A 14940-nucleotide genomic window follows, 5' to 3' on the forward strand; every position below is an offset into this window, starting at 1 on the left:
GGCACCCATCATGTGGAGCCGCGTCCCGAAACCTTACGGCCACGGGACGCCAAAACGCACCGACTGTCTGTTAGTTGAGCAGGCTGCCTTGAAGCTCCGCACGCAGATCCGGCGTCAGGACCGTACCGGCACGGTCGACCAGAAGCGCCATCTCGTACCCAATGAGGCCGATGTCCGCCTCGGGGTGTGCGAGAACTGCGAGCGAGGAACCGTCGGACACGGACATGATGAAGAGGAATCCCCGCTCCATCTCCACAACTGTCTGGTTCACGCTGCCACCCTCGAAGATGCGGGAGGCGCCTGCCGTCAGAGACGTCAGACCGGAGGCGACGGCCGCGAGCTGGTCGGCGCGGTCGCGCGGAAAGCCTTCGGACATCGCCAGAAGGAGTCCGTCGGCGGAGACCACCACCGTGTGCGACACCCCGGGGGTGTTGTCCACGAAGTTGGTGATCAACCAGTTCAGGTTCTGTGCCGCCTGGCTCATCGGGCTCACACTAACGCTCCTGGTTGTAGGTGCTGTCAGGGCCGAAGCCCTGGCCGTTCGTTTCGCTGTTTGCGCTGCGTCCCCGCTGGACACCGCGGCGCAGATTGCTCAGCCTGCCCCGGACGTCCTCGGGGGCGCGGGAGACCTGTGGGCCGCCCTGGGGGGTGGATTCGGCTGCTCCCTGGACCAGGTTGGCCTTCGGGACCCGCCGCGGCAGGCCGGAGGAGGTGACCCCGCCCGCCTTGGGCTTCTTGAGCTGCGAGGCCTGCTGCCAGCGCTCGTCGTTCTGCGAACGCCAGCTGTCGCCCTTGTTCTCCGGTGTGGGGGCCGGCGCCTCCTGTCGCGCCGGTCGGGCGCCGTTGGCGCCGCTCGCCGCGGATCCACGCCGGGGAAGTCCGGCGTCGGTCACGGCGTGGCCTGCGGCGGGAGCCGGTCCCGGACGGTCGAAGCCTACGCGGTCACGCTCGTTCACGTCATCGGCCTGCGCGGATTCCGCTTGCGGAGCGTACTGGTCCGGGTAGCCGTTGCGGTAGCCGTCCTGCTGCGGCCAGTCGTCCTGGTGGCGGCGCTGCTCGAAGGCGGTGAAGCTCTCCGGGGCGGACGACCGCGCGGCCGCGGGCTCCTCACGAGCAGGCTCCGGATAGGAGGGCTCGGGGTAGCCGCCGCCCGACGAGAAGGTGTCGTTGCGCGGCAGGCCGCCGTTCGGCGCGTAGTACGTGTCGTCGTACGCCGGGCGCTGTTCCTCGTACGACGGCATCTGCGGCTCGTCGTACGCCGCCTGCTGCTGCTCGTCGTACGCCGACTGCCGGTCGTAGGCCCCGGGCTGTTCGCCGTAGCCGTTGGGGCCGTTGTCGTAGGAGGGCTGGACGGGGAAGTCGTCGGCGTAGCCGGACGCCTCACGATTCTCCAGGGCGGGCATCGGGCCCTGCACCTCGGCCTCCAGGGCCGCCCGGCGCTCCTCGCGCGCCAGGGAGCGGCCGACCGGGTCCAGGTCGCGCAGGTCGTCCGGCACCTCGCTGTACTGGCTGTCGTCGAAGCCGAGCTCCGCGGCCGTACGCATCGGCTGCTGGTTGAAGTTCTCACCCTGGAAACGCTGCTCCGGGATGATCTGCGAGACGGTGAACTCGTCGTGGGCCGGCTGCTGCTCGCCGCCACCACCGTGGGTGATGGCGTCCGGCAGCATGACCAGCGAGGTGGTGCCGGCCTGCTCGCCGGAGGGGCGCAGCTGGACGCGGATGCCGTGCCGGTCGGACAGCCGGCCGACCACGAACAGGCCCATGCGCTGGGATATCGCGGCGTCCACGGTCGGCGGGTTGGCCAGCTTGTGGTTGATGTCCGCGAAGTCCTCGGCGGTGAGGCCGATGCCCTTGTCGTGGATCTCGATCATGACCCGACCGTCGGGGAGACGGGTGGCGGTCACACGAACCTTGGTCTGCGGTGAGGAGAACGTCGTGGCGTTCTCCAGCAGCTCGGCGAGCAGGTGCACGAGGTCGGTCACGGCACGGCCGTGGATCTCGGCCTCCGGGACGCCGGAGAGCTCGATGCGCTCGTACTGCTCCACCTCGGAGGAGGCGGCGCGCAGGACGTCGACCAGCGGGACCGGCTGGTCCCAGCGGCGGCCGGGCTCCTCGCCGGCGAGGACCAGGAGGTTCTCGCCGTTGCGGCGCATACGGGTCGCGAGGTGGTCCAGGCGGAAGAGGTTCTCCAGCTGGTCCGGGTCGGCCTCGTTGTTCTCCAGGTCGGTGATCAGGGTCAGCTGGCCTTCGATCAGCGACTGGTTGCGGCGCGAGAGGTTGGTGAAGATCGCGTTGATGTTGCCCCGCAGCAGGGCCTGCTCGGCGGCGAGCCGGACGGCCTCGCGGTGGACCTGGTCGAAGGCGCGGGCGACTTCGCCGATCTCGTCGCGGGTGTTGATCGGGATGGGCTGCACGCGGGTGTCCACGCGGCCCGGGTCGGTGCGCGAGAGCTGGTCGACCAGCATCGGCAGGCGCTGCTCGGCGATGCCGAAGGCGGCGTTGCGCAGCTGGCGCATCGCGCGGGACATCTGGCGGGCGACCATGCCGGCCAGGATGAACGCGGCGAGCAGGGCGACCACGACGACGGCACCGGTGATGAGGGCGTCGCGCTTGGCGTCGTCGGAGATGACAGACGCCTCGTTCACCGCGGTGTTGGCGAGGTCGTTCTCGATGTCGCGGTACGCGTTGTACTTGAGGGTGTTGACCGCCCACCAGTTCTCGGCGGTGATGCCCCCCTGGGCGAGCGTGGCACGCTCGCTGGTGTCCGTGGAGCTCAGCTGGGCGAGCGCCCCGACCATCTTGACCGGGTCGGACGGCGGCGGCACGTAGTCCGGGTTCTTCTGCTTGGCCGCCGTGGCCATCGCCACGCCCTCGGCCTTGATCTCCTTGGTGGCGTCCTCGAGCTTCTGGGTGTCCTCCTCGGTGCCACCGCTGAGGTACTCCTGGATGGCGATGCCCTCCAGGTAGGCGTACGAGGAGAGGGCGACGCGCTGCTTGGCCAGGTCCGCGGCCTTGGGGCCCGGCTTGACCAGCATGTGCATACCGATGGAGCGCTCCAGTGAGAGCGCGCCCTTGGTGAGCGAGATGGCGTAGACCGTACGGCCGTAGCTGGTGATGTTTCCGGTGCCCAGGCCCAGCTCGTTGGAGAACTCCAGCAGGCGGTGCTCGACCTCGACGTAGCCCTCTTCGGTCTGCACGCCGGTGAGCTTGTTGGTGTAGGCGGCCGCGCGCAGGTCCGTCAGGTCCGGCTCCACCTCACGGAAGCGCTCCAGACGGCGCACCAGGTTGGCCCGGTCCGGCATGTTCTGGGCGGCCTCGTCGAAGGCGTCGGCGGCCTTGTCGGTGGTGGCGCGGGCCTTGACGACCGACGGGTCGTCCTCGCCCTTGCCCTGCAGCAGAGGCGCGGCGGTCGTGTCGCGCTCGACCAGGAGCGCGTCACCGTAGGTCAGGGCGGCGGCCACCAGACGCGCGGTGTTCTCCGCGTCCTCGGCCTCCTGCCAGGTGTCGATCGAGCTCTTCACCTGGAAGCCGCCCATGACGAGGCCGACCAGCACGGGTATGAGCAGGATCGCGTTCAGCCGGGTCGGCACGCGCCAGTTGCGCGGGGAGAGACGGCCGCCGCTTGGCGCGGGCGCCGCCGTTGGTTCCGATCCGGGCACAGGGGCGGGCGCCGCTCCGCGCGGCGGCGGGGTGAAGTTGCCCCGGGCCGACGGCTCGGGACTGCTCTTGCTTCGCCTCACTCGACCAACAACCTTCCGGCGGGGTCGGCACCTACGTATGTGCCGCTGTGTCTCTTCAGCCCAGTTCGCCATCGAGTACGCGCTACTGCTGAGTACGTCTTTGACTATTGGGCAGTTCTCGCATTCCAGCACGTCGGCCTGCGCTCTTCCAAACAGTGGAAGAGGCAGATTCCGAGTGATGTAAGCCCTAGATAAAACGGTCATAAAGAGCGAGCCCCGTCAAAAGACGGGGCATTTGTCGCGCAGCGACACCACTTGACCGCGACGAGTGGCCGTACCACCCGATTCCTCTGCCGAAACGTTATGAACAACGAAGCCGACCGTGTCAAAGGCCACAGCCGGCTTCGGCACATCTACGACAACTGCCGTATGGCGCTACTGACTTGCGCTACCGCAGCCGGGCCATCAGCGCGTGCTCGACCAGGGTGATCAGCGCACTCTTGGCATCGGACCGGTGACGGGCGTCCGTGGTGATGATCGGCGCGTCCGGACCGATCTGCAGCGCCTCGCGCACCTCGTCGGGCGTGTAGGGCTGGTGCCCGTCGAAGCCGTTGAGGGCAATGACGAAGGGCAGTCCGCTGTTCTCGAAGTAGTCGACCGCGGGGAAGCAGTCGGCGAGACGGCGGGTGTCCACCAGGACCACGGCGCCGATGGCGCCGCGCACCAGGTCGTCCCACATGAACCAGAAGCGGTCCTGGCCCGGCGTACCGAAGAGGTACAGGATCAGGTCCTGGTCCAGGGTGATACGGCCGAAGTCCATGGCCACCGTGGTGGTGGTCTTGTCGCCCGTGTGCGTGAGGTCGTCGATGCCCGCGCTCGCGGACGTCATGACGGCCTCGGTGCGCAGCGGGTTGATCTCCGAGACGGCGCCGACGAACGTGGTCTTGCCCACGCCGAAGCCACCCGCCACCACGATCTTGGCGGAGGTGGTCGCCCGGCCCGGTTCAGAGCTTGCGAAGTCCACTGAGCACCCTTTCGAGCAGCGTCACGTCCGGAGCGCCACCGTTGTTCTCGTCGCCACCCGGCTGGTGAATGGCGACCAGGCCGGCCTCGGCGAGGTCCGCGACGAGGATCCTGGCCACGCCCAGCGGCATGGACAGCAGCGCGGAGACCTCGGCGACCGACTTCACCTCACGGCACAGATGGCAGATGCGCTGGTGCTCGGGAAGGAGTCCCATGAGCGCTGCCGGGTCAGCCGTGGTGCTGATCAGGGCCTCGATGGCCAGCTGGTAGCGCGGCCGGGTCCGGCCGCCGGTCATCGCGTACGGACGTACCAGCGGCTGGTCGCCCTCATCCTCGTACGGCTCCGCGTACGGATCATGAGAGGCGGTGGGCGGGGTCATGAATCCTCCGGGCTGGGACAGCAAGTCGGTCAGTCAAGCCGTCTGGGTGAGGGCCAGTGGGGGGATTGTGGCGGCCGGACGGTGATTTGGTGAGACGGGTTGGATCCAGGGCGATCAGTGGAGCAGACTGCCTTGCAGTTCGGCGCGCAGGTCGGGCGTGAGCACCGCGCCCGCGCGGTCGACCAGCAGCGCCATCTCGTAGCCGACGAGGCCGATGTCGCATTCGGGGTGTGCCAGGACGGCCAGGGAAGAGCCGTCCGAGACGGACATGAGGAAGAGGAACCCCCGTTCCATCTCCACGACGGTCTGGGCCACGTCGCCGCCCTCGAAGATCCGGGATGCCCCCGCCGTCAGAGACGTCAGACCCGACGCGACGGCCGCCAGCTGGTCGGCACGGTCGCGGGGAAAGCCCTCCGACATCGCCAGCAGCAGACCGTCGGCGGACACGACGACGGTGTGGGACACACCCGGGGTGTTGTCCACGAAGTTGGTGATCAACCAGTTGAGGTTCTGTGCCGCCTGGCTCATCTGGCTCAACTAACGCTCCTGCTGGTGAGTGGGGCTCGGGAAGCTGCCGGTCTGGCCGGTGCCGGCCTGGCGACCCTGCGCGATACCCCGACGGAGATTGGTCAGACGGCCGCGTACGTCGTCAGGCGCACGCGAGACAGCCGGACCGGATTGGTGCTGTTGCTGCTGAGCCGTGCCCGCGACGAGGTTCGCCCGAGGCACCCGGCGCGGCAGGCCGGAGGTGGTGACACCGCCCGCAGCCGGCTGCCGGACGCGCTCCGCCTGCCGGACGAGATCGTCGTTCGGCGAGCTGCGCCAGGCGGTCGACCCGGGACGTTGAGGAGCGGAGGACGGCTGTGGCCGCTCCGCGGGGGCCGGCGGCTCCTGATGCTGCGGAGCGTGGGCCGAACCGTTCGCACCGGGCTGCTGTCCCTGCGGACCGCCGTGGAACCAGTTGGTCTCCAGCGTGTCGTACAGCGGGGTACGCCCGTCGCCGGGACCGGTCGCCGGTGGCAGGGCCTCGGGCTCCTGACGGCCCGGCCGCCCTTGCGGACGCGGCGGCACCGGGGGCTGCGCCGGGCCGACGAGGCCGGAGTCGCCGCCGTAGGTGCCGTTGACCTGGGGCCGCTCGAACTGGCCGGTGGACTCGGGGTTCTGGCGGCCGGGCAGGGAGTGCTGCCCTGTCGAGCTGCCGTCGTACGCCGTCGGTACGGAGAACTGGCCCGTCTGCGAGGGGTTGTTCTGACCGCCCGGGGCGCCGAAGACGTCGGGGCGGACGAACTGACCCGGGTTCTGCTGTCCGTTGTTCGCGCCGGGACGGGCGAACTGGCCCGTGCTCTGCGGGTTGTACCCGCCAGGGGCCGGGGCGTCGAAGTCCGGGCGGGCGAACTCGGAGGTCGAGCCCTGACCCTGGCGGTCGTCGACACGCGGCATACGGGAGGTCTGCGAGGGGTCCTCGTCGTGCCCGCGCGGGGTGTCGAGCGAGGCGCGCGGCACCGGCGGCTGCGCGTTCTCGTCGCTCCAGCTGGGACGGGAGGGCTGGTTGCCGCCGGGCAGCTCGGCACGCGGGCCACCGCGCGGCGGCAGCTGCGGCTGACGGCCACGACGGCCCTGCTCGCCGCCGGGGGGCGGCGACTGCGGAGCCGAGGGCCCGCCCGGCCGGGACTGCTCGCGGCCGGGGCCACGGGAGTCGCCGAAGGCGTTCTGGCCGCCGCTGAAAGCGTCCTGGCCAGGTCCGAAGGAGTCCGGACCCATGCCCGCGGCCTGCATCCCCTGCGGAGCACCCGGAGCCTGACCACCGAACCCGGCGCCGGCACCGGCCGGAGCACCACGGCCCTGCGACGGGGCGCCCGGACCCTGCGGTCCACGCGGCGCGCCCGGTCCACCCTGCATGCCGCCACCGTCACGTCCGGGCAGCGCGGCACGCGGTCCCTGACCGGCACCGAGCCGGCCACCGCCGGACGCACCGGCACCGAGCGCACCGCCACCCGGCGCACCCGCGCCGAGGGAGCCGCCGCCGGCCTGGGCCTGGCGACGTGCGGCAGCCACACCGGCAGCGGCCTGCGCTGCGGCCGGGCCACCGGAGACACCGGGACCGCCCGGGCCGGGCTTGCCCGGAGCGGGCTTCTTGCCGCCCTGGGCGACATCGACGGGCAGCATGACCAGCGCGGTCGTACCACCGGAGTCGGACGGGCGCAGCTGGATGCGGATGCCGTGGCGCTGCGACAGCCGGCCGACCACGAACAGACCCATGCGGCGGGAGACCGAGACGTCCACGGTGGGCGGCGAGGCGAGCCGCTCGTTGATCGCCGCGAGGTCCTCGGGGGAGAGGCCGATACCGGTGTCGTGGATCTCGATCAGCACACGGCCGTCGGGCAGCGCGTGACCGGTGACCTTGACCTTGGTCTGCGGCGAGGAGAAGGAGGTCGCGTTCTCGAGCAGCTCGGCGAGCAGGTGCACGAGGTCGTTGACCACACGGCCGGCCACTTCGGTGGTCGGCACGGAGGCCAGCTCGATGCGCTCGTACTGCTCCACCTCGGACGCGGCGGCACGGAGCACGTCGACCAGCGGGACCGGGCGGGTCCAGCGGCGGCCGGGCTCTTCACCGGCGAGGACCAGGAGGTTCTCACCGTTACGGCGCATGCGGGTCGCGAGGTGGTCGAGCTTGAAGAGAGAGGACAGCTGGTCCGGGTCGGCCTCGCGGGACTCCAGTTCGGAGATGAGCGAGAGCTGACGCTGGATGAGGCCCTGGGAGCGGCGCGAGAGGTTGGTGAACATCGCGTTGACGTTGCCCCGCAGCAGGGCCTGCTCGGCGGCGAGGCGGACCGCCTCGCGGTGCACGTCGTCGAAGGCCGCGGCCACCTGGCCGATCTCGTCCCGGGAGTGCACACCGACCGACTCGACGGAGGTGTCGACGTCCTGCGGGTCGGTCTCGGACAGCTGCTTGACCAGCTCGGGCAGTCGGTCCTGGGCGACCTTGGTGGCGGTCTCCTCCAGACGGCGCAGCGAGCGGATCATGGAGCGGGCCACCACGAAGGCGCCGACCAGCGAGACACCGAGCACGAGCAGGATCAGCGCACCGGAGATGATCGCTTCGCGCTCGGACTCGTTGCGCAGCTCGCGGGCCTTCTGCTCCATCTCCTCGAGCAGCGTGGTCTCGATGGCGCGCATGCCCTGGAGCTTGGTGGTGCTGGTGTCGACCCAGTCCCGGTACGAGCGCTTGTCCAGTGACTGCAGGCCCGTCGCGGAGGTCAGGGCACGGTTGGCGTAGGTGTCGCTGGCCTTGATCGTGGGGTTGCCCTCTTCGATCGACTTCAGCAGGTCGGCGGAGGACTGCGTGCCGTAGATGCTCCGGAAGCTCTTCAGCTCGGAGCGCTGGCTCGTCAGTGCCGACTCGGCGTAAAGCCGGTCGTTGTCGGACAGATCGCCGAAGGTCTTGTTGTCCGCGGGCAGCGCGGCGGCGAGGACCGCGCGCTGGATGGACGCGTACTCCTTGGCGGTGGAGAAGGCGGCCAGGGCACGGGTGCTCTGGATCATCTCCGGGTTGCTGGTCGCCTCCGCCATGTCCTGCGAGAGACCGAGCAGGTTGGTGATCAGACGGTGGTAGGCCTCCACGGTCTGCGTGGAGTTGTCCTTGGCCTCGTAGGCGGTGTTGCGGATCTTCGCGATGTCGCTCAGGTCGCCGACGAGCTGGACGAGGTTGTCGCGGACACCCTTGAGGTTGCCGTCCTTGCTGGTGTCGTCGATCTCCTCGGAGGCCTCGATGAAGCTGGTCATGGCCCGGTCCGACTTGTCCCGGTAGCCCTTGACCGTGTAGTCGGTGGCCTTGGCGCCGTGCGCGAGCGGTCCGGCCGACTGGTCGCGCTCCTCCTGGAGCGCGGCGGCCAGCTCGGTGGCCCGCTTGGTCATGTCCGTCAGCAGCCGCATGTTGTCGAGCTGCTGGATGTCGTCCATGTTGTCGCTGATGCGCAGGGCGCCCAGCGAGGTGGCCGCGACCACCGGGAGCGTCAGCAGCGCCACGAGGCGCGTGGAGATACGCCAGTTGCGCAGGGCTATTCGCGAGCCGGGGCCGACGGGGCCCTTCGGCTTCGCCGTCGGCGGTGGAGTGGGGTTTGCCGCGCCCGGGGACGCCGAAACGGCGGGGCGCCCGGAGCGCTCACCACCGTCCACCGACGCCGTCGGGCCCGGGTTCTGGGCGTGCTGGGGCGAGGGACCTCGGTCGGTCCCGCCGTGCTCCGGCTCCGCCGAAGCGCTGCCATCCCTCTTGAAACGTCCCTGCACTAGCGTCGCAACCTCTGGACCAGGCGCCCTTCCGCGTGAGCGGACGGACACGGTGTCGGCGTAGTTAGGGAGCGTCCTGAACACGCTCCCCGATGGTCGTGAGTGACCGGCGCTGGCTCCCCCTTCTTGCCGCCGCTCGGCGCTCGAAGCGCCCCCTGCGCGCCGGCTCGATCCTGCGGCGGTCCGTGGAATTCCAGCACAGTGCAGGATCTCCAACAAGGCCCGTAGGTCGAGCCGTGACATACGTGACACCACGTGAGGGCGAGATTACCTGCCGTAGAAAGCAATCTCGTCCATAACGGACTTATGCCCGCGAGCCGCTCGGGCGCGGGAGGTGTCCCAGTCGCCATGATCAGGAGCGGAATGATGGCTTCAGGGGGCCAATGTCCGTTTTGCGGGCCTGAATTGCAGGCCTGAATTGACCGGTTTGCCCGTAGGGCCGTGAGCAAACTCACATACCGATCAGGGGGCTCTCACGACTTCCGGCGGGAATCGCATGTTTAGCCTGACGCTTTACAAGAGGGATGTTTCTGCCAACCCGAGACGACAGGACCCTGTACAGCCGTGAAGACGACGATGATCCACACGATAGCCAACCCGCGGCGCACGACGTTGGCGCACCTCGCCGACGCCGAGGAACTGCACATCCCGCTGCAGCCGGAGCACTCCGTCGATCTTCCCGCTCAGACCGCGAACCCCAAGCGCACCATCCTCCAGGAGATCCCTGTCGCCGCCGCCCTGTAGTACGCGGGCCGATGGTGGATTGTTCAATCACATACCGATCATCCCCATAGGCGATCATCGGTCGTGCGACGGCTTCCGTACGACGGTCAGGGCGCCCGCGGTAATGCGCGAGGCGCCCGCTCCTTGCCGCGCTAGCCTGGAGCGTCAGACTCCAGCCGGCTCAAGTGAGGGGCGCAGGATCCCGTGCGCATCGCCAGATTCTCCATCGACGGGAACGTCGCCTTCGGCGCGGTCGAGGGCGACAGGCCGGACGAGCTCGTCCTCGACATCATCAAGGGCATCCCCTTCGCGGACTTCGAGCTCTCCGGCACCAAGGTCCCGCTCGGCAAGGTCAGGCTGCTGCCGCCGGTGCTCCCCAACAAGGTCGTGGCCTTCGGCCGCAACTACGCCGAGCACGCCCGCGAACTCGGCAACGAGGTGCCCGACGCCCCGTTCGCCTTCCTCAAGCCGTCCACCGCGGTGATCGGCTCCGGCGACGAGATCCAGTACCCGTCCTTCACCGAGGACCTCCACCACGAGGCCGAGCTGGCCGTCGTCATCGGCCGCATGTGCCGCGAGGTCCCGCGTGAGCGCGTCAAGGACGTCATCTTCGGCTTCACCTGCGCCAACGACATCACCGCCCGGGACGTCCAGAAGCGCGAGAAGCAGTGGGCCCGGGCCAAGGGCTTCGACACCTCCTGCCCGCTGGGCCCCTGGGTGGAGACGGACCTGGACCTCGAGAAGGCGTCCGACCTGACCATCCAGCTCACCGTCAACGGCGAGCAGCGCCAGCTCGGGCGCACCAGCGAGATGATCCACTCCATCGAGGATCTGATCGTCAACATCTCCGAGGCCATGACGCTGCTCCCCGGCGACGTGATCCTCACGGGCACCCCGGCAGGGGTCGGCCCCCTCAACGTCGGCGACGAGGTCGCCGTCACCATCGAAGGCATCGGCACTCTCACCAACAAGGTTGTCAAGCGTGGCTAGCGCACCCGTCCGCGTACGTTTCTGCCCCTCGCCCACCGGTAACCCCCATGTGGGCCTGGTCCGCACCGCCCTGTTCAACTGGGCGTTCGCCCGGCACCACCAGGGCACGCTCGTCTTCCGCATCGAGGACACCGACGCGGCCCGCGACTCCGAGGAGTCCTACGACCAGCTGCTCGACTCGATGCGCTGGCTGGGCTTCGACTGGGACGAGGGCCCGGAGGTCGGCGGCCCGCACGCGCCGTACCGCCAGTCCCAGCGCATGGACCTCTACAAGGAGGTCGCCCAGAAGCTGCTGGACGGCGGCCACGCCTACCACTGCTACTGCTCCCAGGACGAGCTGGACACCCGCCGCGAGGCGGCTCGGGCCGCGGGCAAGCCGTCGGGCTACGACGGTCACTGCCGCGACCTCACGGCCGGGCAGGTCGAGGAGTACAAGGCCCAGGGCCGCGCGCCCATCGTGCGCTTCCGCATGCCCGACGAGACGATCACCTTCACGGACCTCGTCCGCGGCGAGCTGACCTTCACGCCGGAGAACGTCCCGGACTACGGGATCGTACGAGCCAACGGGGCGCCCCTCTACACGCTCGTGAACCCGGTCGACGACGCCCTGATGGAGATCACCCACGTCCTGCGCGGCGAGGACCTGCTCTCCTCCACGCCTCGCCAGATCGCCCTGTACAAGGCGCTGATCGAGCTCGGAATCGCCAAGCAGATCCCGCAGTTCGGCCACCTGCCGTATGTGATGGGCGAGGGCAACAAGAAGCTCTCCAAGCGGGACCCGGAGTCCTCGCTGAACCTCTACCGCGAGCGAGGCTTCCTGCCGGAGGGTCTGCTCAACTACCTCTCCCTGCTCGGCTGGTCGCTCTCCGCCGACCAGGACATCTTCACGATCGACGAGATGGTCGCGGCCTTCGACGTCGCCGACGTCCAGCCCAACCCGGCCCGCTTCGACCTCAAGAAGTGCGAGTCGATCAACGGCGACCACATCCGCATGCTCGACGTGAAGGACTTCACCGAGCGCTGTGCCCCCTGGCTGAAGGCCCCGTTCGCCCCCTGGGCGCCGGAGGACTTCGACGAGACCAAGTGGCACGCGATCGCCCCGCACGCCCAGACCCGACTGAAGGTCCTCTCCGAGATCACGGACAACGTCGACTTCCTCTTCCTCGCGGAGCCGGTCGTCGACGAGGCGTCCTGGACGAAGGCGATGAAGGAGGGCTCCGACGCCCTGCTGCGCACCGCCCGCGAGAGGCTGGACGCGGCCGACTGGTCCTCCCCGGACTCCCTCAAGGAGGCGGTCCTGGCCGCCGGTGAGGCCCACGGCCTCAAGCTCGGCAAGGCCCAGGCCCCGGTCCGCGTCGCCGTCACCGGCCGCACGGTCGGTCTGCCGCTCTTCGAGTCCCTGGAGGTCCTGGGCAAGGAGACGACCCTGGCCCGGATCGACGCGGCGCTGGCGAAGCTCGCCGCATAGCACGTTCACAGCGGGGCGGCGTCCGGTTCGGACGCCGCCCTTCGCGTGTCCGCCCAGCCGTCACCCGGAGTTCACCCGTCCGGTCAACTTCCGCTCCCCGAGGGCACGTTGGATGTCCCTGGTGCACATGATCAGCGTGTGCACCCTGTTTCAGGGGGAGGGAACGTGACTCGTTCACGAAGACTTGGCCTGGTGGCGCTCAGCGGCGCGGTGGCCCTGACGTGCGCCTTGCCGATCACCCCCGCGCAAGCCGCGGACTCGCCGGTGGGGACGGTCCGGCTCAGCGCGGAGAAGCGGCAGGAGATCCGGTACGTCTGGGCCGGCGCGTCCGGATTCCGGTGGGGCCCGGTCAGCGGCGGCGGCTCCACCACCTGGGTCGACTACCCGGGCTTCGTCCCGCCCGCGCACGCGGGGCCGGACGACCTGGCCACCGGCACCGACGTCATCACCACGGTGAGCGGTGCGACCATCACGCAGAAGCACCGGTCCACGGGTGTGACCGCGACCATCACGATCCCGGCCGGCCAGACCTACCAGGGCGCCGTGGGCTGGAGCGCGCTGACCCGGGACACCACGGGTGCCCTGCACGTGCTGCGCACCGCCTCCGACGGCAGCACGACGGATCTGCCGGTTGCCGGCCTCCCGGCGGGCGCCCAGCCCACCGCGTATCCGCTCGGCGGCTCGGTCCGCCGGATCGCGGTCGTGTACCAGCTGGACGGCACGCGCTCCGTCGGCCTCATCGACCTCGTCGACGGCACCTTCCGCACCTACGTCACCGGTGTCATCGAGAACCCGGAGGTCGTCTACAACGACAGCTGGCTCGTCGCCGACTGGAAGTCGATACGGGTGGACGCCGAGCCCGGCACCCCGCCGACGGCGCACCCCCGTCTGGCCGCCGACCTCGAAGCCGTCGTCGGCGACCGACTCCTGATCGGAAACCCGGAGTTCGTCCTGGGCGGCACCGACGCCGCGCTGACCGCCCGCTCCCTGGTGACCGGCGCCGACACCACCCTGCTCAGCTCGTCGTTCGGCGGCATCGGTCCCACCCTGGACGGCGGCGCCCTCGCCACGGCCGGACCGTCCAGCCTCGACTGGAACGTCCACCGGATCACGCCCACCGAGGACGGCGGCACCGCCACCGAGAAGGTCGCCCAGATCCCCGCCATGGCGGCCGGCGTCCATGGACTGGCCGTCGCCGGCGGCGAGTTGCTCATCTACGGCTCGACGCCCGGCCCGTCCTATCGGATCAACAGTTTCCAACTGGACACGAGCGGCAGGCCCATCGGTCAGCAGACCCCCCGCAGCCCGGCGCTGAGCGGCAGCACCTGCCTCCCCGGCGACGCCGCCTGCCCCCAGCTGGAGGCCCTGGGCGACGGCCGGGTCTCCCACCTGTGGACCGACGCGGAGGGCCAGGAGTCCGTCCTCAACGCCGGCCTCGACACCACCACCATCCGCAACGGGCCCACGGGCGACGCCGCGGGCCGCATCCCCGGCGGCAGCGGCCGCTATGTGCTGTACAACGGCGGCTCCGGCACCCAGAAGGTCGTCGACTTCCCGAGCGGCAAGACGAACGGCGAGACCGTCCTCACCCGCCCCCGCACCGCCGCCGCCGTCTGGGGCCAGGTGCTGTGGACCCCCGGCACCACCCAGGGCTCCGTCGTCGGCAAGCACCTCAAGACCGGCCAGACGGTCACCACCGTGGCCACCGGCGCGCCCTGCACGCCCACCGACATCCAGGCCGTCAACACCTGGCTGTACTGGGCCTGCGGCGGCACCGCGGGAGTCTACGACCGCGCGACCAACCGGAAGATCACGGTCCCGGCCGACAACGGCCCGGCCCGCCTCGCCGACGGCTACCTGCTCCGCGAGAACCGCACCACCCACGAACTGCTGCTCACCGACTTCCACACCGGTACGGCCACCACCCGCACCCTGGTCAAGCTGCCCACCGGGGACTGGAACACCGGAGGCAGCAACGGCCGCTGGGCCGTCGACCGCTTCGGCGGCCACATCGCCTACCTCAACGGCACGTTCGGTGAGGTGTCGATCGTGGGCAGCGGGGTCCCCGCCTCGGCGCTCGCGCAGATGGAGGCCCAGACGGACGCCGTGCCGTTCGGACCGACGAAGAGCAGCCCCTGGCAGCCCGTCTGGCAGCTCAGCAAGCCGGCCACCTGGACGCTCACCCTGAGTAACAGCAGCGGCACGACGGTGCGCACCCTCACCGGCAGCACCAAGGGCGCCGCCGTCCGCGCCGCCTGGGACGGCTACGGAGAGGACGGCCGCCGGATCAACGGCACGTACACCTGGAAACTGACCGCCCAGCCCCGCGACGACGAGGGACCCGCCCTCACCGCGACCGGGACGACGACGGTCAACTGACGGACAGATC

The 14940-nt window shown here is 70.0% G+C and carries 10 protein-coding genes; 4 read left to right on the forward strand and 6 right to left on the reverse strand.

Translation table 11 applies throughout. The annotated features are described in order from the left end of the window. Nucleotides 1-70 precede the first annotated feature (70 nt). The 6 genes from ACFQ6S_RS27780 to ACFQ6S_RS27805 all read right to left on the reverse strand — a co-directional run bounded on the left by ACFQ6S_RS27780 (nt 71) and on the right by ACFQ6S_RS27805 (nt 9370). On the reverse strand, nt 71-484 hold the full coding sequence (locus ACFQ6S_RS27780; RefSeq protein WP_005479603.1) for a roadblock/LC7 domain-containing protein: 414 nt from the start codon (nt 482-484) through the stop codon (nt 71-73). A 10-nt stretch (nt 485-494) separates the two neighbouring features. Then, a complete protein-coding gene (locus ACFQ6S_RS27785) occupies nt 495-3740 on the reverse strand; it encodes a nitrate- and nitrite sensing domain-containing protein (RefSeq protein WP_383415291.1) in 3246 nt (1081 codons plus the stop codon). Between the two features lie 388 nt (nt 3741-4128). After that, nucleotides 4129-4704, reverse strand: coding sequence for an ATP/GTP-binding protein (locus ACFQ6S_RS27790; protein WP_030948707.1), 576 nt, complete (start codon nt 4702-4704; stop codon nt 4129-4131). Next, nucleotides 4685-5083, reverse strand: coding sequence for a DUF742 domain-containing protein (locus ACFQ6S_RS27795; protein WP_003997626.1), 399 nt, complete (start codon nt 5081-5083; stop codon nt 4685-4687). Before ACFQ6S_RS27795 ends, ACFQ6S_RS27790 begins: the two co-directional genes overlap by 20 nt. A 114-nt stretch (nt 5084-5197) precedes the next feature. Continuing rightward, nucleotides 5198-5611 (reverse strand): roadblock/LC7 domain-containing protein, encoded by a 414-nt coding sequence (locus tag ACFQ6S_RS27800; RefSeq protein WP_005479910.1) that lies wholly within the window; start codon nt 5609-5611, stop codon nt 5198-5200. 9 nt (nt 5612-5620) lie between these two features. After that, entirely contained in the window at nt 5621-9370 is a 3750-nt protein-coding gene (locus ACFQ6S_RS27805; RefSeq protein ID WP_383415296.1) for a nitrate- and nitrite sensing domain-containing protein, read from the reverse strand. 564 nt (nt 9371-9934) lie between these two features. On the opposite strand from ACFQ6S_RS27805, the gene ACFQ6S_RS27810 reads away from it, so the two are divergent. The 4 genes from ACFQ6S_RS27810 to ACFQ6S_RS27825 all read left to right on the forward strand — a co-directional run bounded on the left by ACFQ6S_RS27810 (nt 9935) and on the right by ACFQ6S_RS27825 (nt 14930). Further along, nucleotides 9935-10114: a hypothetical protein gene (locus tag ACFQ6S_RS27810; RefSeq protein WP_383415299.1), complete on the forward strand. Its 180-nt coding sequence runs from the start codon at nt 9935-9937 to the stop codon at nt 10112-10114. A gap of 183 nt (nt 10115-10297) precedes the next feature. After that, nucleotides 10298-11083 (forward strand): fumarylacetoacetate hydrolase family protein, encoded by a 786-nt coding sequence (locus ACFQ6S_RS27815; protein ID WP_383415302.1) that lies wholly within the window; start codon nt 10298-10300, stop codon nt 11081-11083. Next, a complete protein-coding gene (gene gltX / locus ACFQ6S_RS27820; RefSeq protein ID WP_383415305.1) occupies nt 11067-12551 on the forward strand; it encodes a glutamate--tRNA ligase in 1485 nt (494 codons plus the stop codon). The genes ACFQ6S_RS27815 and gltX overlap by 17 nt, the downstream gene beginning before the upstream one ends. A gap of 165 nt (nt 12552-12716) precedes the next feature. Then, nucleotides 12717-14930 (forward strand): FlgD immunoglobulin-like domain containing protein, encoded by a 2214-nt coding sequence (locus ACFQ6S_RS27825; protein ID WP_383415307.1) that lies wholly within the window; start codon nt 12717-12719, stop codon nt 14928-14930. Nucleotides 14931-14940: the final 10 nt, after the last annotated feature.

Origin of the sequence: Streptomyces sp. NPDC056479 (genome assembly GCF_042795335.1) — a bacterium.
In the GTDB taxonomy this organism is placed as follows: domain Bacteria; phylum Actinomycetota; class Actinomycetes; order Streptomycetales; family Streptomycetaceae; genus Streptomyces.

What these genes read in the sequence shown, in the direction of transcription:
- ACFQ6S_RS27800 (WP_005479910.1), bottom strand. Translation starts at nt 5,611, where the DNA reads ATGAGCCAGGCGGCACAGAACCTCAACTGGTTGATCACCAACTTCGTG.
- ACFQ6S_RS27780 (WP_005479603.1), bottom strand. Translation starts at nt 484, where the DNA reads ATGAGCCAGGCGGCACAGAACCTGAACTGGTTGATCACCAACTTCGTG.
- ACFQ6S_RS27795 (WP_003997626.1), bottom strand. Translation starts at nt 5,083, where the DNA reads ATGACCCCGCCCACCGCCTCTCATGATCCGTACGCGGAGCCGTACGAG.